This is a genomic window from Streptomyces sp. bgisy159 (genome assembly GCF_057707805.1).
On record NZ_JBYIQX010000038.1, the window covers coordinates 49,874 to 70,365 of the forward strand.

22 protein-coding genes and 1 pseudogene are annotated in these 20,492 nt (G+C 74.3%); 16 read left to right on the top strand and 7 right to left on the bottom strand.

Annotated features, from left to right (window positions below):
* Positions 1 to 67 precede the first annotated feature (67 nt).
* The 4 genes from AC3ET3_RS28115 to AC3ET3_RS28130 form a co-directional block, all read right to left on the bottom strand.
* Positions 68 to 607 carry a GNAT family N-acetyltransferase gene (locus AC3ET3_RS28115; RefSeq protein WP_435613099.1) on the bottom strand — a complete coding sequence of 180 codons (540 nt, stop codon included), beginning with the start codon at positions 605 to 607 and terminating at the stop codon, positions 68 to 70.
* An 80-nt stretch (positions 608 to 687) separates the two neighbouring features.
* Complete coding sequence (locus tag AC3ET3_RS28120; protein WP_435613100.1) at positions 688 to 1,497, bottom strand: TlpA family protein disulfide reductase; 810 nt, start codon at positions 1,495 to 1,497, stop codon at positions 688 to 690.
* Positions 1,498 to 1,717: 220 nt separating this feature from the next.
* The gene (locus tag AC3ET3_RS28125) at positions 1,718 to 2,314 is read right to left on the bottom strand and encodes a TetR/AcrR family transcriptional regulator (RefSeq protein WP_435613101.1); all 597 of its coding nucleotides are present in this window, start codon (positions 2,312 to 2,314) and stop codon (positions 1,718 to 1,720) included.
* 311 nt (positions 2,315 to 2,625) lie between these two features.
* Positions 2,626 to 4,098, bottom strand: coding sequence for a SulP family inorganic anion transporter (locus AC3ET3_RS28130; RefSeq protein ID WP_432158668.1), 1,473 nt, complete (start codon positions 4,096 to 4,098; stop codon positions 2,626 to 2,628).
* A 454-nt stretch (positions 4,099 to 4,552) separates the two neighbouring features.
* Here AC3ET3_RS28130 and AC3ET3_RS28135 point away from each other — a divergent pair, with 454 nt between their 5' ends.
* On the top strand, positions 4,553 to 4,981 hold the full coding sequence (locus AC3ET3_RS28135; RefSeq protein WP_435613102.1) for a MerR family transcriptional regulator: 429 nt from the start codon (positions 4,553 to 4,555) through the stop codon (positions 4,979 to 4,981).
* Between the two features lie 359 nt (positions 4,982 to 5,340).
* Complete coding sequence (locus tag AC3ET3_RS28140) at positions 5,341 to 6,177, top strand: alpha/beta fold hydrolase (RefSeq protein WP_432137789.1); 837 nt, start codon at positions 5,341 to 5,343, stop codon at positions 6,175 to 6,177.
* A gap of 89 nt (positions 6,178 to 6,266) precedes the next feature.
* Here AC3ET3_RS28140 and AC3ET3_RS28145 read toward each other — a convergent pair whose 3' ends face one another.
* A complete protein-coding gene (locus AC3ET3_RS28145; RefSeq protein ID WP_432158666.1) occupies positions 6,267 to 6,506 on the bottom strand; it encodes a hypothetical protein in 240 nt (79 codons plus the stop codon).
* Between the two features lie 265 nt (positions 6,507 to 6,771).
* Here AC3ET3_RS28145 and AC3ET3_RS28150 point away from each other — a divergent pair, with 265 nt between their 5' ends.
* On the top strand, positions 6,772 to 8,148 hold the full coding sequence (locus tag AC3ET3_RS28150) for a cryptochrome/photolyase family protein (protein ID WP_435613103.1): 1,377 nt from the start codon (positions 6,772 to 6,774) through the stop codon (positions 8,146 to 8,148).
* 32 nt (positions 8,149 to 8,180) lie between these two features.
* Here AC3ET3_RS28150 and AC3ET3_RS28155 read toward each other — a convergent pair whose 3' ends face one another.
* Complete coding sequence (locus AC3ET3_RS28155; RefSeq protein WP_435613104.1) at positions 8,181 to 9,233, bottom strand: MerR family transcriptional regulator; 1,053 nt, start codon at positions 9,231 to 9,233, stop codon at positions 8,181 to 8,183.
* A gap of 348 nt (positions 9,234 to 9,581) precedes the next feature.
* On the opposite strand from AC3ET3_RS28155, the gene AC3ET3_RS28160 reads away from it, so the two are divergent.
* The 12 genes from AC3ET3_RS28160 to AC3ET3_RS28215 all read left to right on the top strand — a co-directional run bounded on the left by AC3ET3_RS28160 (position 9,582) and on the right by AC3ET3_RS28215 (position 19,965).
* Positions 9,582 to 10,172, top strand: coding sequence for a sigma-70 family RNA polymerase sigma factor (locus tag AC3ET3_RS28160; protein WP_432137785.1), 591 nt, complete (start codon positions 9,582 to 9,584; stop codon positions 10,170 to 10,172).
* A gap of 70 nt (positions 10,173 to 10,242) precedes the next feature.
* Positions 10,243 to 11,823, top strand: coding sequence for an SDR family oxidoreductase (locus AC3ET3_RS28165; RefSeq protein WP_435613105.1), 1,581 nt, complete (start codon positions 10,243 to 10,245; stop codon positions 11,821 to 11,823).
* Between the two features lie 118 nt (positions 11,824 to 11,941).
* Complete coding sequence (locus tag AC3ET3_RS28170; protein ID WP_432137783.1) at positions 11,942 to 13,510, top strand: 3-hydroxybutyrate oligomer hydrolase family protein; 1,569 nt, start codon at positions 11,942 to 11,944, stop codon at positions 13,508 to 13,510.
* 200 nt (positions 13,511 to 13,710) lie between these two features.
* Positions 13,711 to 14,388, top strand: coding sequence for a dienelactone hydrolase family protein (locus tag AC3ET3_RS28175; RefSeq protein WP_432137782.1), 678 nt, complete (start codon positions 13,711 to 13,713; stop codon positions 14,386 to 14,388).
* Entirely contained in the window at positions 14,375 to 15,025 is a 651-nt protein-coding gene (locus AC3ET3_RS28180; protein ID WP_432137781.1) for a phosphoribosyltransferase, read from the top strand. The genes AC3ET3_RS28175 and AC3ET3_RS28180 overlap by 14 nt, the downstream gene beginning before the upstream one ends.
* Positions 15,026 to 15,164: 139 nt before the next feature.
* Positions 15,165 to 15,824 carry a dienelactone hydrolase family protein gene (locus tag AC3ET3_RS28185; protein ID WP_432137780.1) on the top strand — a complete coding sequence of 220 codons (660 nt, stop codon included), beginning with the start codon at positions 15,165 to 15,167 and terminating at the stop codon, positions 15,822 to 15,824.
* Positions 15,821 to 16,246 carry a CBS domain-containing protein gene (locus AC3ET3_RS28190; protein ID WP_432137779.1) on the top strand — a complete coding sequence of 142 codons (426 nt, stop codon included), beginning with the start codon at positions 15,821 to 15,823 and terminating at the stop codon, positions 16,244 to 16,246. Before AC3ET3_RS28185 ends, AC3ET3_RS28190 begins: the two co-directional genes overlap by 4 nt.
* Before the next feature lie 60 nt (positions 16,247 to 16,306).
* Positions 16,307 to 16,666 carry a DUF6343 family protein gene (locus tag AC3ET3_RS28195; RefSeq protein ID WP_432137778.1) on the top strand — a complete coding sequence of 120 codons (360 nt, stop codon included), beginning with the start codon at positions 16,307 to 16,309 and terminating at the stop codon, positions 16,664 to 16,666.
* A gap of 111 nt (positions 16,667 to 16,777) precedes the next feature.
* Entirely contained in the window at positions 16,778 to 17,197 is a 420-nt protein-coding gene (locus AC3ET3_RS28200; protein WP_432137777.1) for a cell division protein SepF, read from the top strand.
* 92 nt (positions 17,198 to 17,289) lie between these two features.
* Positions 17,290 to 18,687 carry an AAA family ATPase gene (locus AC3ET3_RS28205; protein WP_435613106.1) on the top strand — a complete coding sequence of 466 codons (1,398 nt, stop codon included), beginning with the start codon at positions 17,290 to 17,292 and terminating at the stop codon, positions 18,685 to 18,687.
* 281 nt (positions 18,688 to 18,968) lie between these two features.
* Positions 18,969 to 19,331, top strand: coding sequence for a nucleotide pyrophosphohydrolase (locus tag AC3ET3_RS28210; protein WP_432137775.1), 363 nt, complete (start codon positions 18,969 to 18,971; stop codon positions 19,329 to 19,331).
* A gap of 172 nt (positions 19,332 to 19,503) precedes the next feature.
* Entirely contained in the window at positions 19,504 to 19,965 is a 462-nt protein-coding gene (locus AC3ET3_RS28215) for a DUF6099 family protein (protein ID WP_432158662.1), read from the top strand.
* A 22-nt stretch (positions 19,966 to 19,987) separates the two neighbouring features.
* Here AC3ET3_RS28215 and AC3ET3_RS28220 read toward each other — a convergent pair whose 3' ends face one another.
* Complete coding sequence (locus tag AC3ET3_RS28220) at positions 19,988 to 20,149, bottom strand: hypothetical protein (protein WP_432137773.1); 162 nt, start codon at positions 20,147 to 20,149, stop codon at positions 19,988 to 19,990.
* A 241-nt stretch (positions 20,150 to 20,390) separates the two neighbouring features.
* Here AC3ET3_RS28220 and AC3ET3_RS28225 point away from each other — a divergent pair.
* A pseudogene (locus tag AC3ET3_RS28225) lies at positions 20,391 to 20,492 on the top strand (LLM class F420-dependent oxidoreductase); the annotation flags it as partial.

A 20,492-nucleotide genomic window follows, 5' to 3' on the forward strand; every position in this document is an offset into this window, starting at 1 on the left:
CGTTCCGTGTTCTGGTTCCGTGTGCGGCGTTCCGGGGTCCGCGACCCGGAGTATATGAACATGATTATCATTTAGGCAATGGGATCTCGAAGTGCACGACGCCGCTCCCGCCGCCCGGCACCTCCTCCCGCTCGTCGCAGACCACCTCGCCCAGTGCCCGCCACAGCCCCATCGCGCCGGGCGAGTGCGGATACGCGTGCAGGTACACGGACCGGTAGCCGCCGTCCGCCTCGGCGAAGTCCACCAGCCCCGCCACCAGCCGCCGGGCCAGGCCCCGCCGCCGGAACTCGGGGCGCACGTACACCCGCCGCAACTGCGCCGTCTCGCCCGAGGGATACCGCTCGGCCAGTCGCCGCGGGTTCGGCGGATGCGCGGGGCCCCGCGCATCCAGTGCCGCCGTGGCCGCCACCGTCCCGTCCCGCTCGTCGACGGCGACCAGCAGGGTGTGCCGCGGCGGTGCGAGATAGAAGGCGACCGGGTCGATGATGTCGGCGTGCCAGCGCGGCACGTACCCCGTGCCGAAGTCGCGGTACACGGCGTCGAGCATCACCGCCCGCGCCCCACCGAGGTCTGCCGCCGAGGCCTCCTTTATGCATACATCTTGCATTTGCACATCATATGCAAGAGGTGGCTCTTGTGGGTGTGGGTGCGGGTGTGGAGGTGCCTGGAAGGGCTGGTGATGTCACGTCAGGGTGGCGAGCAGGGCCGCGGCGGCCGCGCAGGCGAGCAGGGCGGCGGCCGCGGCGGGGCCCGCCGGTCGGCCGGCAGGCGGGTGAAGAGCCGGGAGAGCGTGCCGAGCACGGCGAGTGGGGGTGCGGCACGCCAGATGTCGCGCCCGGTCCTGCTGCCGGCGGCGGTGACGATGCCCGGGAGGTGCCCGACGGCACGGAGCAGGGGGCCCGCCATGGCGCGGCTGCGGCCGTGGACGCGAGACCCGGCCGCCGCCTGCTCGAGTGCCCGGCGCAGGGCCGGTTCGTCGTTCGCCCAGTGCGAGCGGAAGCGGATCGTGCCGTCCGTGTCGATGAGGTAGGCGGAGTTCGGCTTGGGCGTGAAGGCGCGGTGCAGGGTGCCGTCGATGTCGTCGACCGCGACCTCGAACGGGACGCCGTGGTGGTGACGCAGCCGTTCGGCGTGCCGGTGTTTCTCCTCGGCGGTGGTGGGCTGGCCGATCGTCTGACCCGGGTGCGCCTCGCGGGTGTTGACCAGTACGAAGCGGACGCGGTCACCGAACCGGGCGTGCAGGCGCTTGAGCACCGGCACGGCGCTCTCGGTGACGGGGCAGGTCCGTGACCCGAAGACCATGAGCACCGGCCGGCCGCCCAGCGTCCGGGAGGCGAACCGGTCTCCGTCGAGGGTGGGTAGGTCGAACTCCGGCAGTGGGCTGCCGGGGCCGAGGGCATTCCGGCCGAAGGTCATGTCCTCGATCAGGAGCCGTGTGCGGAAGCGTTCGAAGCGGTAGTCCGAGCCGGCGTCGCGGGTGGTCGGGCGGAGGTCCATGCGTGCTCCTCGGGGCGGGGGCGGAATCTGTTGACCGTTCGGTCAAGTGAAGGGGCAGGGGAAAGACAGGGAAGGGGGCGGTGTCGGGTGACGGGGCTGTGGGGCGGAGGCCGGGTGACGGGGTCGGGGATGGGGCCGGAGTGGCGGCAGGGGGTGGGCGCGGGCGGAGCGGGCCGGGGTTGAGTGGCCGGGTCCGAGGGCTGGGGTCAGGTGGCCGGGATCAGGTGACGGGGGTCTCCACCAGCGCGCGAACGGCGGTCCTGGCCTCCGCGACAAGGGCCGGCCGGTCGTACGCCTTGGCCATGAGGGTGATGCCCTGGAGGTACGCCAGTGCGCGCAGGGCGGCCGTGTCGGGGTCCACTCCTGCCGGGACGTCGCCCCGGAGCACGGCCTCCCTCATCGCCTCGCGGAAGTACCGCTGCCACGTGGTCAGGATCTCGGCGATCCTGTGCCGGGCCGCCCCCGGCCGTCCGGCGAGTTCGAGCGTGAGGTTGCCGATGGGGCAGCCGGGCACGGCGCCCATCGAGTCCCGCGCGGCGGTCAGCATGCCGGCGAATCCGACGACGAAGGCGTCGATGCGTTCCAGCGGCGGTGCCTCGCTCCCGAACGCCTCGTCCAGGAGGGCCTTGAGCAGTTCCCAGTTGGCGTCGATCACGGCCAGGCCGACGGCCTCCTTCGACGGGAAGAAGTGGTAGAGGCTGCCGCGGTGCACTCCCGCCTCGCGGCACAGGTCGCCGATGCCGACCTCGGCGAAGGACGAGCCGTGGATCAGCGCACGCGCCGTCTGTACGAGGCGGGTGCGGGTGTCGTCCGTCATCGGGCCTCCAGTTGACCGTTCGGTCAACCGTAAAGCCGCTTGACCGAACGGTCAAGTGAGCGTCCTGGCCGGTGCGCCCGGTACCAGCTGTGCGGCCCTTGGGCGGAAAGCCGTCGCAGTGTCGATCTCCCTGGCGAACGCGGGCGGTCGCCGTCCAACAGGCTGTGCCCTGCCCAGGCGCACGAGGAAGGGAGATGTACGCCTCCACTGGCCGGTCCGGCGGGGCCGGACCGTAGGGTCGGCCGGCGCTGCGGACCGCGCGGTGGAGGCGTACGGCCCCGCCCCCACGCGTACGTGGTCCGCGGCGGGGGTCAGTGACCGGCCGTGAGTTCGCCGCTTAGCTTGCCGTGGAGGTCGGCGCTCGGGTCGTTCAGCCCGATGATCTCGACGGTCTTGCCGCGCTGGGCGTACTTCGTCTCGATGGCGTCGAGGGCGGCCACGGAGGACGCGTCCCAGACGTGTGCCGCGCTGAGGTCGACGACGACCCTGTCCGGGTCGCCCGCGTAGTCGAACCTCCCGACCAGGTCGTTGGAGGAGGCGAAGAACAGCTCACCGCTGACCCGGTAGACCACCGCGGAGCCGTCGGGGTCGGTGACGGCGGTGACCTCGGCGAAGTGGGCGACCCGCTTGGCGAAGATCGCCATCGCGGTGACCGAGCCGACGACGACGCCGATCGCGAGGTTGTGGGTGGCGACCACGCAGACCACGGTCACGACCATGACGGTGATCTCGCCGACGGGCATCCGCCGCAGGGTCTTCGGGGCCACGGAGTGCCAGTCGAAGGTCGCGACCGAGACCATGATCATGACGGCGACGAGCGCGGCCATCGGGATGTCGGAGACGACCGGCCCGAAGACGATGCACAACACCATCAGGAACGCGCCGGCGAGGAAGGTGGACAGGCGGGTGCGGGCGCCGGAGACCTTCACGTTGATCATCGTCTGGCCGATCATGGCGCAGCCGCCCATGCCGCCGAAGAAGCCGGTGACGATGTTGGCGACACCCTGGCCGATGGACTCGCGGGTCTTGTCGGAACGGGTGTCGGTGATGTCGTCGACCAGCTTGGCGGTCATCAGCGACTCCATCAGGCCGACCAGCGCCATGGCGAAGGCGTACGGGGCGATGATCTTCAGCGTGTCCAGGGTGAAGGGCACGTCGGGCAGGCCCGGCACCGGCAGCGAGGACGGCAGGTCGCCCTTGTCACCCACCGTGGGAACGGCGATCGACGCGCCCACGGTGATCACGGTCAGGATGACGATGGACACGAGCGGCGCCGGAATCACGGTGGTGACCTTCGGGAAGAACACCATCAGCGCCAGGCCGGCGGCGATCAGCGGATAGACCGCCCACGGCACGTGCGTCATCTCCGGGACCTGGGCCATGAAGATCAGGATCGCGAGGGAGTTCACGAAGCCGACCATCACCGAGCGCGGTACGAACCGCATCAGCCTCGCCACCCCGAGCGCTCCGAGGATCACCTGGAAGACACCGGCGAGGATGACCGCGGCGACCAGGTACCCGAGGCCGTGTTCGCGGTTGAGCGGGGCGATGACCAGGGCCACCGCTCCGGTGGCGGCGGAGATCATCGCCCGCCGGCCGCCGACGATCGCGATCGTCACGGCCATGGTGAACGACGCGAACAGGCCGAGTGCCGGGTCGACACCGGCGATGACCGAGAACGAGATCGCCTCGGGGATCAGAGCCAGGGCGACGACCAGGCCGGCCAGCACCTCGGTGCGCCATACCTTCGGGTCGCCCAGCCAGTCGGGCTTCACACGGCGCAGGAGCGTGATCGGGGAGTCGGGGGAAGCACCGTTCGGGGAGTCAGGGGAAGCAACAGAGGACAAGGGGAAGGAAGACCTGTCGTGCTCGGGCACGCCCCACTTCGGCGGGCAGGGGCGGGCGGGAGGACGCGGAGCGGCCGGGGCGGCACCCCGCGGGCGGCTCCGTACGCACGGAACCGGAGGACGAACGGGAACGAGGCGCGCCGCCCGTGCGGGCGACGGACTCACATGCGGTGGCGACGCGTCACGGTGGGCAGGCGGCGGTGCCGGGCGTCATGGGCTCGCGCACACTTCTCTCCTGCGACGATCGTGGCTTCGCCGGGGGCGCCATCGGCCCCGACACGGCAACGGCGGCGCGGCGGAACGCCACGCGCCACCGGCAACTCTACCCTGACGTTAGGGTAGAGGCCGGCGGGCTGTCCGCCGCACCGAGACGGGTCGGAGAGCGACGGACGTGGACGGCGAGCACATGCAGATCGGCGAGGTCGCCGCGCGGACCGAGTTGTCCCTGCGCACCATCCGGCACTACGAGGACGCCGGCCTCGTCGTGCCCTCGGCCCGCTCGCAGGGTGGCTTCCGCCTCTACACCGAGCGGGATGTCGAGCGGCTGATGGTGATCCGCCGCATGAAGCCGCTCGGCTTCACCCTGGACCAGATGCGGGACCTCCTCGACGCGACCGACCGCCTCGACGGCGGCCCGCTGACGCACGGTGAACGAGCGGCACTCCTGGAGCGCGTCAGGGGATACGAGCGGGAGGCCGCCGAGCAGGTGGCCAGGTTGCGTGTCCAGCTCGCGCGGGCCGAGGAGTTCGCGCGCGCCCTGCGCGAGAGGGGGGGAGCGGAACACCGACGACGGCCACGAGCGGCTGGAGCCGACCGCTGACCGCTGACCGCTGACCGCTGAGCGCCGATTGCCGACCGCTGGCTGCCGATCGACGACCGCTTGCACCCGGGCGCCGCGCTCACGAGGGACGGGACGAAACCCAGTCCTCGTTGCTTCGATGGCGGTCGAGACCCACGGCCTCGAACTCGTCCTGGCCCAGGCTTCTGCCGGCGCCCAGCTGCCGAAGCGCCTGAATAGGGGGGCGGCGGCGGGGGTACGTCGTCCGGCGCCGGGGTCGCGGTTGTGAGGTCTGCGCTCGTGGGCAAGGATCGGTGCGCCGGGCGACTCGTCGTACTGCCGGGAGCGCCCCGGCGTGTGACCGCGTCCCTGACAGCCGAGCCGAAACGAGGAATCAGCTCATGCCGTTCATCACAGTGGGCCGGGAGAACTCCACCGACATCGACCTGTACTACGAGGACCACGGGTCCGGGCAGCCGGTCGTGCTCATCCACGGCTTCCCGCTCGACGGTCACTCGTGGGAGCGCCAGAGCGCCGCGCTGCTCGACGCCGGGTACCGGGTGATCACCTACGACCGCCGTGGTTTCGGGCAGTCCGGCCAGCCGACCACCGGCTACGACTACGACACCTTCGCGGACGACCTGAACACCGTGATGGAGCGGCTCGACCTGCGCGACGCCGTGCTCGTCGGCTTCTCGATGGGCACGGGCGAGGTCGCCCGGTACGTGTCCCGCCACGGCTCCGGACGGGTCGCGAAAGCGGCGTTCCTCGCCTCACTGGAGCCGTGCCTGCTGCAGAGCGACGACAACCCGGGCGGGGCCGCGCCCAAGGAGTTCTTCGACGGGATCGTCGCAGCCGTCAAGGCGGACCGGTACGCGTACTACACCAGCTTCTACCAGGACTTCTACAACCTGGACGAGAACCTCGGCAGCAGGATCAGCGAGGAGGCCGTGCGCAACAGCTGGAACGTCGCCGCGCGCGGCGGCTTCTACGCTGCGGCTGCCGCGCCCTCGACCTGGTACACCGACTTCCGTGACGACATCCCGGCCGTCGACGTGCCCGCGCTGATCCTGCACGGCACCGGCGACCGCATCCTGCCCATCGACAGCACGGGCCGGCTGTTCCACAAGGCCCTCCCGTCCGCCGACTACGTGGAGATCGAGGGCGCCCCGCACGGCCTGCTCTGGACCCACGCGGAGGAGGTCAACAAGGCGCTGCTCGCCTTCCTGGCGAAGTGACCCGCCAGTGACCCGCCAGTGACCCGCGGCAGCGGGTGGGCCGACCGCCCGTCCGGCCGCCCCCGGGAGCCTGCGCGCGGGCGCCCCGCTCACCCGCCCGCCGGTGAGCCGCGCCCGAGGCGGCGGTTCCGGTCGCTCCGGCGGCCACGGCGTCCCGTACGTGAGCCCCGGTACGCGGCGCTGCGGGCCCCGGCCAGTGCGGCGCCGGGAGCCAGGCGGGGCAGGCTGTGCGCGTACGGGTCGAAGCCGGGGCTCGCGGTCCGCTCCGCGGGCAGCGCGGTCCGCACCGTGAGCACGGCGAACGTGCGCCACGGCCGGGTGTGCCTCACGGCTGCTCCGTTCCGGAGCGCGCCGGGTACCCGGCCGGGTGCCGGGAGAACCGCACGCCCGCGCGATGGGCGGAGGGGCGAGACGGGCTCGGGGACATGACGCACGGGGCGTACGGCCCTGCTGGTGCCCGGGTGCCCGGGTGCCCGGGTGCCCGGGAGCCCGCCGGACACGGCCTCCGCGGCGCATCCGTATCCGCCGCACCGCCCGAAGACAGGGCGAGCCACACCGGCAGCGCCAGGCAACCGGAGAGAGAAGCTGAAGCCCATGTCCGTCTCGGTCGTCCTGTTCACCTCCGATCTGCGGGTGCACGACCACCCCCCGCTGCGTGCCGCCCTCGACTCGGCCGACTCGGTCGTCCCGCTGTTCGTGCGGGACGACGCCGTGGCGGCGGCCGGGTTCGCCACGCCCAACCGCAACGCGTTCCTCGCCGACTGCCTCGCCGACCTGGACGCCTCCTTGCGCGAGCGCGGCGGACGGCTGGTGGTCCGCTCCGGGGACCTGGCGACGGAGGTGTGCCGGGCGGTGACCGAGGCGGACGCCGACGAGGTGCACATGGCGGCGGCGCACAGCCGGTTCGCCGTCCGCCGGGAGGACCGGCTGCGCCGCGCCCTGGAGGGCGACGGCCGCCGGCTGTTCGTCCACGACGCGGTCACCGTCGCCGTCCCGCCCGGTGAGCTGACTCCCGCCTCGTCGGACCACTTCGCCGTCTTCACGCCGTACTACCGCCGCTGGGCGCAGACCCGGCTGCGGGGTGTCGCCGGTGCCCCGCGCCGGGTGGGCGTGCCCGAGCACGTCAAGGGGGAGCCGCTGCCCGCGCGGGCCGACGTCCCCGGCGTCTCGCCCGGTCTCCCGGCCGGCGGCGAGAGCGAGGGGCGCAAGCGGGTGACCGCCTACTGGGGGCGCGGTCTGGCCGCCTACGACGACACCCGCGACGACCTGGCCGCCGACGCCACCTCCCGGCTCTCCGCGCACCTGCACTTCGGCACGCTCTCCCCCGTGGAGCTGGTGCACCGGGCGCGCCGCCAGGACACCCCCGGTGCGGAGGCCTTCGTGCGGCAGGTCGCCTGGCGGGACTTCCACCGCCAGGTGCTGGCCGCCCGCCCCGCCGCCGCCCGCGACGACTACCGCACCAAGCGCGACCGCTGGCGCTCGGAGCGCACCGCGAGCGCCGACATCGAGGCCTGGCGGGAGGGCCGCACCGGATACCCGGTGATCGACGCGGCGATGCGGCAACTGCGCGAGGAGGGCTGGATGCACAACCGTGCCCGCCTCCTCACCGCGAGCTTCCTCGCCAAAACGCTCTACGTGGACTGGCGGATCGGCGCCGCCCACTTCCTGCACTGGCTGGTCGACGGCGACGTCGCCAACAACCAGCTCAACTGGCAGTGGGTGGCCGGAACCGGCACGGACTCCCGCCCCAACCGGGTCCTCAACCCCGTCACCCAGGCCAGGCGGTACGACCCCGACGGGGCCTACGTCCACCGCTGGGTGCCCGAGCTGCGGGGCGTGGCCGCGCCCGCGGTGCACGAGCCGTGGAAGCTGCCCGGCGGCGACCGGGCCGCCCTCGACTACCCCGACCCGGTGGTGCACCTCTCCGAGGGGCTGGACCGGTTCCGCAGAGCCCGCGGCCGACAGGACTGAGAGACCGGAGGACGGGGCCGCGGCGGCCTCGGTCAGCGTGCCCGCGCCTGCCGCCCCCAGCCGTTGTCCTCGTAGCGTCGGCCGATCGTCTCCACCGTGTCGCGCAGCCCGGCGCAGCGCGGGAAGTCGCCGTACGTGCGCCGGTCCCAGCCCGGGCCGACGGGCAGGACGAGGGGCCGGCCGCGGGCGCCCGCCACGCCCCACTCCAGCCCGGCGACATGCCGGGCCAGTGGGGCCGACGCCGTGGAGCGGGCCTGCGCCCACAGCACCACCGCGGCCGGCCCGGTGCGCTGTACGCAGGCCAGCAGCGCCTCCGCGGGCACCGCCGCGCCCAGCGTCCGGGTCGGTACCCCGCGTTCGGCCAGCGCCGCGGTCAGTGCCTCGACGGGCAGGGAGTGCTGCTCACCGGGGGTGCAGGCCAGGACGACGGGCGGTGCTCCGGTGAGCGGTTCGGGGCAGGGCAGCAGCAGCGGCGCGCTGCGCAGGGCGGTGGAGACGTGCCAGGACAGCAGGTGCTCGACCTCCACGTAGCGGTCGCCGGACGACTCCCACCGCCGCCCCACGGCCCGCAGCGTCGGCACCATCACCTCCTCCCACGCCACCGTCAGCCCGTGCCGCAGCACGGCCTCCCGCAGACGGCGTTCCAGCTCCGGCGCGTCGAGGCGTACGGCGGCACGGGACAGACCCCGGCACTCCTGGCGCACGTCGCCCAGCGGCAGCCCGCCCCCGGGACCGCCCGGGCGCACCGGCGCCGCGAGGTCCGCGGGGCCCGCGAGGTCCGACGTGGGGGCGGGGGGCTCGGCCGGGGCAGGGGGAGCGGCGCCGGCCCCGGTGAACCGCAGCCGGGCCACCCGCGCGGCCTCCGCGGGTGGGACGCCCGACGCCGTGAGCCGGCACATCTCCTCCACCATGGCGACGTCCTGGGGCGCCCACCGGCGGTGCCGGCCCCGGGCCCGCTCGGCCGGGGCGATCCCGTAGCGGCGGTCCCAGGAGCGAAGGGTGGTCGGGGAGACGCCGAGCCGCCGGGCGAGCGACCCGGTGGTCAGACCGGCCGCTTCGGCCGCGTCGTCTCCGGCGTCGTTCATGGGCACTCCGTACGGGCGACGTGGGGGAGGCGGGGGACGAGGGCAAGCCGGGGGACGCGGTGGTGTCGAGGCAGTCGGGGTCGCCGCGACCGGCAGGGCTGCTGCGGTTGCCGCGGTCGACGGGGCCGGCGGGGCTGCTTCGCCTGCGGCGGCCTCGTGGGGTGGCGCGACATGGTGGTGGCCAAATGGATGCGGTATCGATGCGAGTTGTCGCCATCGTCCCCCGGCTCGCACGCTGAAGCAAGACCGGGGCACCCGGTCCCCCTCAGGGTGGTCCCCGTCGGGCCATCGAACGCGCAGGCGTCACGAGGCCGTGTGCCGCCGCGCGGCTCCGCAGAGGAGGCTGACATGAACCGGCTCCCGGCCGCTCCCGGCGATGCCACCGTCCTGCCCCGCCCCGCCCGCCCGGCCCGAGACGGGTGGCGCGACCCGGACGACTGGGCGGCGCTGCACGACCAGTGGGCCGGGCTCGTCCACGGGCTCGCCCGGCGGGCGCTGGGCGACCCGGGCGACGCGGAGGACGTGACCCAGCAGGTGTTCATCGCGGCCTGGCGCGGACGCGCCGGGTACGCGCCCGAGCGGGGTGCTTTCCCCGCCTGGCTGGCCGGTATCACCCGGCGCAAGGTGGCGGACGCCCTGGCCGCCCGCGGCCGCCGCGCCGAACTGGCGATGGCGGTGGCCGCCCGGCTCCCGGCCCCGGCGCAGGGCGCGGGCGGCGGCCAGGAGGCCGTGCTCGACCGTGTCGTCGTGGCCCGGGCGCTGGAACGGCTCAGCGAACCGCAGCGCCGGGTGCTGTGCCTCGCCTTCTACCAGGACCTCACCCAGACCCAGATCGCCGGTGTCACCGGCTGGCCGCTCGGCACCGTCAAGAGCCACACCCGGCGCGGGCTGGACCGGTTGCGCCGCTGTCTGGAAGAAGAAGGCGTGGCAGCGGCGTGACACCGCGTCCGTGACGTTTCGACGCACGAACGATGCGGGATCGCTGCAGAGGTGGAGGAGGTGATCGTCGATGGACGAGCGCACGGGTGACGCGACGGGGCACACGCCGGATGACGCGCCGGGTGGCGCGACGGACGGCGGTCCGGGCGAGGGCGCCCGGACCTGTCTGGTGACCGGCGCCAGCGGCTACATCGGCGGACGGCTGGTGCCCGAGCTGCTCGCCGCCGGGTACCGGGTGCGCTGCCTGGCCCGCACCCCGGGCAAGCTGCGCGACCACCCCTGGGCCGACCGGGTGGACATCGTTCGCGGGGACGTCACCGACGCCGAGGCGATGGCCCGGGCGATGGACGGCGTCGACGTGGCCTACTACCTCGTGCACGCCCTGGGCAGCGGCCGCGACTTCGAGGACACCGACCGCCGGGCGGCCCGCACCTTCGGCGAGCAGGCCCGCCGGGCGGGCGTCCGCCGCATCGTCTACCTCGGCGGACTCACCCCCGCCGACGTCCCCGAGGAACGGCTCTCCCCGCACCTGCGCTCCCGCGCCGAGGTCGGCCGCGTCCTGCTCGACTCCGGCGTTCCCACGGCCGTACTGCGCGCCGCCGTCATCATCGGTTCCGGCTCCGCCAGCTTCGAGATGCTGCGCTACCTCACCGAACGGCTGCCGGTGATGGTCACGCCGCGCTGGGTGCACACCCGGATCCAGCCGATCGCCGTCCGCGACGTGCTGCGTGTCCTGGTGGGCTGCGCCGGACTGCCGTCCGACGTGAACCGCGCCTTCGACATCGGCGGACCCGAGGTGATGACCTACCGCCAGATGATGGTGCGGTACGCCGCCGTCGCCGGGCTGCCCCGCCGGGTCATCCTGCCCATCCCGGTGCTGACCCCCGGACTGTCCAGCCACTGGGTGGGCCTGGTGACCCCGGTCCCGGCGTCGATCGCCCGCCCGCTCACCGAGTCGCTGCGGCACGAGGTCGTGTGCCGGAACCAGGACATCGAACGGTACGTGCCCAACCCGCCCGGCCACCCCATCGGATTCGACCGGGCCGTCGCCCTCGCGCTGCGCCGCGTACGGGAGGCCCAGGTCAGCACCCACTGGTCGTCGGCGTCCCTGCCCGGCGCGCCCAGCGATCCGCTGCCCACCGACCCGGACTGGGCGGGCGGCAGCCTCTACACCGATGTGCGCGAACGGGAGGCGCCGGTCCGGCCGGACGCGCTGTGGCGGGTCATCGAGGGGATCGGCGGCGAGAACGGCTGGTACTCCTTCCCGCTGGCCTGGGCCGTCCGGGGCTGGCTGGACCGGCTGGTCGGCGGGGTGGGGCTGCGCAGGGGACGCCGTGACGCCCGGCGGCTGCGGGTCGGCGACTCGCTGGACTTCTGGCGCGTGGAGGAGATCGAGCGCGGACGGCTGCTGCGGCTGCGCGCCGAGATGCGGCTGCCCGGGCTGGCCTGGCTGGAGATGCGGGTCGACGACGGGCCCGGGGGCGTGCGCTACCGGCAGCGGGCGCTGTTCCACCCGCACGGACTGCTGGGCCACCTGTACTGGTGGGGGGTCTCACCCTTCCACGCGGTCGTGTTCGGCGGCATGGCCCGCAACATCGTCCGTGCCGCGAGCCGGACCCAGGAGCGACCCGCACCGGCCACAACACCGTAGGGATGGGTGGGCACCCCACATCCCGAGGCCGGACAGTGGGCCACCGGCCCATGGGACGAGGTACGTGGCCGCCATAGCCTCCCGGGCGTCGCCGCACCCCCGTCACGGAGGCCGCCCCATGCGCCCCTTTCCCCGTTCCGCCCCCTCCCGCCTTGACTCCCTCCGTCCCGTCCGCTGCCGCCCTGGCTCCGCACGTCCCGCCCTCCCCGGCAGCGCCGCGCTCTTCTCACGGCGCGCGGCCTTCCTCTCCGCCACGGTCCTCGCCCTGGCGGCCCTCGCCGCCACCCCGCTCACGGGCACGGCCACGGCGGCCGGCGCACCCCACGGACCGGGCGGGCCCGCGGCCCCGCCCGGCCCCGCCGGTCACTGCGCCCGGGGCGCGCAGCCGCGCGTACCCGGGGCCGAGCGCCAGGAAGTGGCCTGCCTGGACGAGTTGACCACGGCCGGTACCGTCGCCACGGGACACACCGACCCGGCCGACTGGGCGGGGCTGACCCCGCGGGACCTCGCCGTGCCCAGCGGAGTGCCCGGCGTCCAGATCGACGGCTACTTCCCCGACACCTCCACCACCAACACCAACCACGGCTGGCGCCACGACGCCCAGTTCGTCGTCCGGCTGCCGGACCACTGGAACGGCGGCCTGGTCGTGGCCGGCACCCCTGGAAACCGGGAGCAGTACGCGGGCGACCGGGCCATCGCCGACTGGGTGCTCGCCCGGGGCTACGCCTACGCCGCCACCGACAAGGGCAACACGGGCCTCGCCTTCTACCGGGACGGCACGTCGCCGGGTGCCGCGATCGCCGAATGGAACACCCGGTTCACCCAGCTCACCCGCGCCGCGCGCGCCACCGTCGCCCAGTACTACCGACGTCCGCCGGCGCGCACCCTCGTCACGGGCCTGTCCAACGGCGGCTACCTGGTGCGCTGGCAGTTGGAGAACCACCCCGAGCTCTACGACGGGGGAGTCGACTGGGAGGGCACCCTGTGGCGCACCGGCGGGCCCACCCTGCTGCACTTCCTGCCCGCCGCGCTGCGCCACTACCCGGCGTTCGCCGCCGGTGGCCAGGGCGCCGAGCGGGCCCGCGACGCCCTGCACGCGGCCGGCTACCCGGCCGGGTCGGAGTTCCTGTGGCCCTTCCACCACCAGGTCTACTGGGACCTCACCCAGCGCATCTACCGCGAGGAGCTCGACCCCGGCTACGACGGGCCGACCGAGGCCGGCACCCCGTACTGCGCGTCCGGCACACCGGCCTGCGACGCGGACTACGACTACGCGGCGCGGGCCGACGCGGTGGGGCCGGCGGTGCGCCGGATCGCGCTCACCGGACGCATAGGGAAGCCGCTGATCACCCTGCACGGCACCCTGGACGTGCTGCTGCCGATCAGCCAGGACTCGGACGTCTACGCCCGCATGGTCCGCGCCGCCGGACGGGGCGCCCTGCACCGCTACTACCGTGTCGAGGGCGGCACCCACACCGACGCCCTGGTGGACCTCTTCCCGGACCGGCTGCGCCCGCTGACCCCCTGCCACCGCTCGGCGTTCACCGCCCTGGAAGGCTGGCTCACCGGGCACCGGCCCCCCGCGTCCCACACGGTCGGCCTGCCCACGGGGGCGACCCCGGCGACCCTCCTGAACAGCTGCTCCCTGAAGCCCGGGACCGCCGACGACGGGGCGCACGGACGCTGACCCGCGCCCGGCGGACGCCTCGGACGGGACGCCTCCGGCGGACCCCTCGGACGGACCCCTCGCGGCAGTTCGACGAGCGGGCGGGTCGGCTGGTTGGCGGGCGTCGGCGCCGGGTACCCGGGCGCAAGGCGACCGAGTCCCGCCCGACCGTGAGGTCGAGGGGGACGGAGGAACGAGGAGAGACGCGGAGGGAGAGGACGATGCCGACCATCTCCGAATCGGTCCTCGTGCCGGTCGACGGCGCCGGCGTCCCGGGGGACCTGGTGGTGCCGCCGGGAGCCCGGGCGGTGGTGCTCTTCGCCCACGGCAGCGGCAGCTCCCGGCACAGCCCGCGCAACCGCGCGGTCGCCGCCGAGCTGCGCACCGCCGCACTGGGCACCCTGCTGATCGACCTCCTCACCGAGGAGGAGGACCGCCGCGACGAGCTGACCGCCGAGCACCGGTTCGACATCCCGCTGCTCGGCGGGCGGGTCGTCGCCGCCATCGACTGGCTCGCCACGCAGCCCGCCACCCGTGACCTGCCGGTGGCGCTGTTCGGCGCCAGCACCGGCGCGGCCGCCGCCCTGGTCGCCGCCGCACGCCGCCCCGACCGCGTCCTGACCGTGGTCTCCCGCGGCGGCCGGCCCGACCTGGCCGGCGACGCCCTGCCCGCCGTACGCGCGCCCGTGCTGCTCGTCGTCGGCGGCCGTGACACGGAGGTCCTCGCCCTCAACGAGGAGGCGCTGCGACGGTTGCGCGCACCCCACCACCTGTACGTGGTGCCCGGGGCGACCCACCTCTTCGAGGAACCCGGCGCCCTGGAACAGGTCGCCGCGACGGTCCGGCGGTGGTGCGCCGCCGAGGCGGAAGGAGCGAGTGGCGCGTATGCAGTTCAGTGACCGGCGTGAGGCCGGACGGGAGCTGGCCGAGCAACTGCGCATCCTCCAGGAGAAGGGGGTGCTGCCACACCCCGTCGTCCTCGCCCTCCCGCGCGGCGGGGTCGCCGTGGGCCGCGAGGTCGCCCGGCTTCTCGGGGCGCCGCTCGACGTGGTCGTCGTCCGTAAGATCGGCGCGCCCTTCCAGGAGGAGCTGGGCGTCGGCGCGCTCGCCGGGGAGGACCCCCCGCTGTTCGACGGGCGGACCCTGGACCGGCTCGGGCTGAGCGAGGCCTCCGTCGCCGGCACCGTGGAACGGGAACGGGCCGAGCTGCACCGCCGGGAGGAACGCTACCGGCAGGGCCGTCCCGCGCCCGATCTGCGGGGCCGTACCGCGATCGTCGTCGACGACGGACTGGCCACCGGTGCGACGGCTCGCGCCGCGCTGCGCTGGGTGCGCCACCAGGACCCCGAGCGGGTGGTGCTCGCGGTGCCGGTGGGCTCCCCGGAGGCCGTCGAGGCCCTGCGCCCGGAGGCCGACGAGATCGTCTGTTCCTACCGCCCGAGCGGCTTCATGGCCGTCGGCCAGTGGTACCGGGACTTCGAGCAACTGACCGACGAGGACGTACTGGAGGCACTGCGGGACAGCGATCCCCCCTGAACGGCGCACGACCGCGGTGCCCGCAGCCGTCGCCGACCCGCGACCACCGCATGACCACAACGACCGCGACCACCGCATGACCACAACGACCGTGATGACCGCATGACCACAACGACCGCACGGAAATCAGGTGAACCGAATGATCTCCCAGACCGTGGGGGTTCCCGCGGACGTGGTGACGCTCGCCGGTGACCTCGACGTACCCGAGTCGCCCCTGGCGGCGGCGGTGTGCGCCTACGGCCTCGACAGCTCCCGGCTCGACCCACGCAGCCGGACGGTCGCCGCCGAACTGCGCTCGGCCGGCATCGGCACCCTCTCCCTGGACCTGCTCAGCGAGCGCGAGGACGCCACCACCCTGCGCACCGCCGACCAGCGCTTCGACGTCGGCCTGCTGGGCCGCCGGGTCGTGGCCGCCGTCGACTGGCTGACGGCACAGCCCGACCTGCGCGGCCTGCCCGTCGCACTGCTCGGGGCGGGCATCGAGTCGGCGGCCGTGCTGCGGGCGGCGGCCGATCTGCCCGACCGGGTCCGGACGGCCGTGGTGTGGGCCGGCCGCCCGGACCTCGCGGGTGACGACCTGCGCCGGGTCAGGGTCCCCGTGCTGATCATCGCGGGGGACCGGGACGACGGCGTGCTGCGTACCAACCAGCGGGCCGCGCAGTCGCTCGGCGCACCGCACAGCGTCCGGGTGATCGCCGGGGCGAACCGTCTCTTCGAGGAACCCGGCGCGTGGGAGGAGGCCGTGGCCATGGCCAAGGAGTGGTGTCTCGACCGGATGGGCGGAGAGGGGGCGCGATGACCCGGACGATCCGCGACGTGATGACACCCGGCGCCGTGTCCGTGGAGCCGATGACCAGCGTGGAGCGGGCCGCCGGCCTGATGCGCGAACACGACGTCGGCGATGTCCTCGTCGCCTACGACTGCGATCTGTTCGGTGTGCTGACCGACCGGGACATCGTCGTGCGAGCCGTCGCCGAGGGCCGCGACCCGCACAGCACCCCGGTCGGCTCGGTGTGCAGCCGGCCGCCGGTGGTCACTCTCGGCCCCGACGACACCACCGACCGAGCCGTGGAGCTGATGAGCCGGTACGCGGTGCGGCGCATCCCGGTCGTCGAGCACGGGGGCTGCCCCGTCGGCGTGGTCAGCATCGGTGACCTCGCGCTCACCGAAGAGCCGCGCTCGGCGCTCGCCGGCATCGGCCGGGCCGGCCCCAACCACTGAGCGGGCCACCGCCACCGAGGGGAGACGGCCGGCCCCAACCACCGAGGGGAGACGAGGAACATGACCGACCGGCACCCGTACGGCTCGCGTGCGGACGTCTCCCGGCGGCGGGACCGCCCGAGCGTCCGCCGTCGGCCGCGCACCGGTACCGAGCCGATCACCGCTCGCAGCGCGCTCGGGCTGCGGCTGCTGCTCGCGTCGGTCTTCTTCCCCGTCTTCACGGCGGCGGCCGTCGGGTTCGGCTTCTGGAGCGCGGCGTCCGACGCCGGCGACAGCCCCAGCAGCGGAGTGCTGACCGGCGTCACCGTCGTCTGCGCGGTCCTCGCGCTGCTCACCGCCGTGGACCTGCTGGTGATCACCCGCCGCCTGCGCCGGGAACGGGCCTGGGACCGGAACGCCGGCCACACCGGGCGCCCCTGAACCCGCGGCGCCCTGGGCCCGCCGGCCCGCCCGTCGGCCCGTTTCCGGTCGCGGTCCGTGTCGTTATTGGGCCGTACGGGTGACATGGCGTAAGAATTGGCCGGTGCAGCCATGGAACGCGAGTCAGTTCGGGGGGATCCGGTGAACCGGTACGACGTCACCGATGAACAATGGGAAGGGCTCGCCCAGGTCGTTCCGCTGCGCGGCCGGGACGCCTGGCCCTCCGCGGTGGACCACCGTTCGCTGCCCGAGGCGGAGACCGAGACCCGGCGCCGCTTCGTCGTCCTCAGGGTCAATGTCTTCGCCGACGCGCGGGAGGTCGCCGAGACCCTGATGTCCGGCATCCCCGTCCTCCTCGACCTCACCGGCGCGGAGACCGAGGTCGCCAAGCGCGTGCTGGACTTCTCCACGGGTGTGGTGTTCGGCCTGGCCAGCGGCATGCACCGGGTCGACCGCAACGTGTTCCTGCTGACCCCGCCCGGCACCGAGGTGAGCGGCATCATGGAGAGCGCCGGCGTCCCGGGGGTGTGAGGGGCCGAGCCGTTCCGACGAGGTCGCTCGTTCGTGGGACGGCGGGCAAGAGGGAACGGTTCGGCGCGGTGGCGGACTCCTACCGTCCGCATATGACGGTTCCGCGTGCCTCCGCCCCACTGCCCCGCGTCCGCGTACCGGCCCAGGGAGCCTCGCCCCTCGAAGGCCGGCCACCGACCGAGGAACAGCCGACCGAGGAGCGGCTGACCCAGGAACAGCCGCCCGGCGAGCCCCGCGCACCCGAGCAGGGCCGGTCACCCGACGAGCCCTGGACGCCGTCGGCTCACGGCCAGTCCCTCGACCGGACCGGGTCACCCGGCGCGGCCCGGACCGGGTCACCCGGCGCGGCCCGGCCATCCGGCGAAGGGCACGTCCACCCCGCGCGTCCCCGCGTCACCGAGCTGCGGCTGTCCGCGTTCGCCCGGCACCGAGGCGCCCGCTTCCCGCTGGGTCCCGTCACCGTGCTCGCCGGGCCCAGCGGCAGCGGCAAGTCCAGTGCCCTGCGCGCCTTCGAAGCCCTGGCCCGGCTCGGCGGCGGCGCCCCGCTCGACGAGGTGTTCCCCGACGCCGCCGGCTGTGTGCCCGAGCGGGCGCGCCCCGACGCCCAGCGCCGCCGCGGCTTCCGCCTCGGCTGCACGGTCGACGGGCCCGTGGGACCGGTCCGGCTCGACCTCTCGGTCCAGGCCGAGCCGGAGCTGCGCATCGTCGGCGAGCGGCTGACCGCCGGTCGGCTCACCCTGCTGCAGACCGCCCTGCGCGACCCCGGCCGACGCACCGTCCAGGCCGCCTGGCACACCGCCGGCTCCGCCCCCGTCACCCGGGCCCCGCTTCCCGACGACCTCCTGGGCACCGCACTGCTGCCGCTGCGCGTCGCCGGCCGGACCGACGGCCAGCGCCGGGTGCTCGCCGCCGCCGAGCAGGTGGTCGTCGCGCTGCGCTCGGTCTACGCCTGTGATCCGCGGCCCGAGTCGATGCGGGCGCCCGTGCCCGCCGGGTCCGGGCGGCTGCTCGCCGGCTGCGACAACCTCGCCGACGTGCTGTGGCGCACCCGCGCCGAGTGCGCCCGCCGGCACGCCCGGCTCGTCGAGGCCGTGGCGGCCGGGTGTGCCGGCCCGGTCACCGACGTGCGCGCCGAAGCGCGGCCGGACGGCACCGTGCGCGCCGTCCTGGACCGCGGCGACGGCACGGTCACGGACCTCGCCCACCTCGGCGACGGGGAACTGCGCTACCTCGCACTCGCCCTGGTCCTGCTCACCGGGCCCGGCGTCCTGGACGTGGACACCCCCGGCGAGGTGCCCGACGCGATGCGCACCCTCACCGTCCTCGCCGACGGCTTCACCCGCTCCCTCGACCCCCACCAACGCCATTCCCTCCTCCACCTCGCCGCCGGCACGACCGCCCCCGGCCACCTCCGCTGCGCCTTCACGACGAGCGACCCGGACTGGGCGGCAGGCGTGCCGCAGGCCGCGGTGGTGCGGCTGGAACGGTGACCGGTCGGTCGCTTGCCCGGAGCGGCGGCGGGCCCGGAGCGGTGGCGGGCCCGGAGCGGCGGCGGTGCGGGCGGACATGACGGTCGCCGCAGGGTTTCGGTGTGTGCAGTGTGTGCGGTGTGTGCGGTGTGTGCGGTGTGTGCAGTGTGTTCGCGTGTGCGGTGTATTCGCGTGTGCGGTGTGTTCGGCGGGGCGTTCGGGCGTCCAGGCCCGCAGCGGGGGGCGTGGCGGCGGGTCGGGGTGGTCCGGGGCCGGTGGGGCGGAGGTGGTACACCTGAGCCGTGACCGCCGAGACCGATCCGCCCGACCTCGCCGCGCTGCGGCACAGGCTCGCCGAGTTCGCCGCCGCGCGTGGCTGGCAGCCGTACCACACCCCGAAGAACCTCGTCGCCGCGCTCAGCGTGGAGGCGTCCGAACTGGTCGAGATCTTCCAGTGGTTGACGCCGGAGGAGTCCGGGCGGGTGATGGCGGACCCGGGCACAGCGCACCGGGTCAGGGACGAGGTCGCCGATGTCCTCGCCTATCTGCTGCAGTTGTGCGAGGTGCTCGACATCGACCCGCTCGCCGCGCTCGCCGCGAAGATCGAGCGCAACGAGCACCGCTTCCCGGCTCCCGGATCCGGAGCGCGACCCCCACAGGAGTGACCCCCTCCGTTTTCACTCTCCGTGAGGAAATGACGGCCCGAAACCGATTTGTTGTCCACAGATTTCCGCCTTCCTCTGGCTTTTCGTCCCACAGACCCTCACTCTGGGTAGTGGACACGGAAGTTCGGGCAGCACGTGCGAGGAGCACGGCGGGGACGGACGGGGGCGTCGCATGGACGCGGTGCGGCTCATTGTGGCGGGCAGGCAGGCGCTGGTGGGCAGCGGCAGTGCCCCGGAGATCCTGGCCGAGGTCTGGCAGGCGCAGGCCCTGGCCCAGGCCGTCGGCAGCCGCCTGGCCGTGTCGGGCCCACCCGAACTGCGGGGCGAGGCGCTGGGCTTGACCGAGCTGGCGGGCCGGGGCTGCGGTGTGCTGGACACCCCGCCGCTCGACCCGGGCGACCTGCGCGCCGCCCAGCTCACCGCACTGGACGACGCCCGCCAGGCCCTGCGCTGCCTCAGCGGCCTGCTCGGCGAGGTCGGGATCGCCCTCGTCGGCGTCGCCAGCTCCGCGCGCGACGAGTCCACGTACTGGCAGTGCATGGAGGCGATCGACGCGGCGGACGAGTCCAGAGACAGAGTGCTGGAGATGCTGCGCAAACTGGCCGCCCGGGAAGAGGCGTTACCCGAGCGCTGAGCGCTGCGGCCGGATCAGGGCCTCAGCCGGCCTCGCCCTCTTCGACGGGCACCCGCACGGGCCCGGTCGACTGCAGATCCGCATCCAGCGCCGAAAGGTCCGCGTTCAGCGCCGCCATCAGCTCCTCCATCTGCTGCAGCAGCCCTTTCGGCTGACCGGCGCGGCCCACGGTTTCCTCGGACATGACGGCCTCCTCGGCCCCCGGCCCCGCCAAGGGGCCGTACGCGCGTGACGTCCCGACGGCTCGGCCGCCGGGCACGGGCCGGGCGGTCCGGCTCCGACGGGCCAACGATCATCGCCCGGACGGGTCACTGGCCCGGTCGCCGCCCGCCGCGCCGGACCGGGGATTTCACCCCGGCCGGGGATCCGTGCGCTCCGGGGCACCGATGCGGTTGACGGGAGGCGCGGCAGGCAGGATGGAGGACATGGATCTGCGCATCTTCACCGAGCCCCAGCAGGGGGCGACCTACGACACCCTGCTCACCGTGGCGAAGGCCACCGAGGACCTGGGATTCGACGCCTTCTTC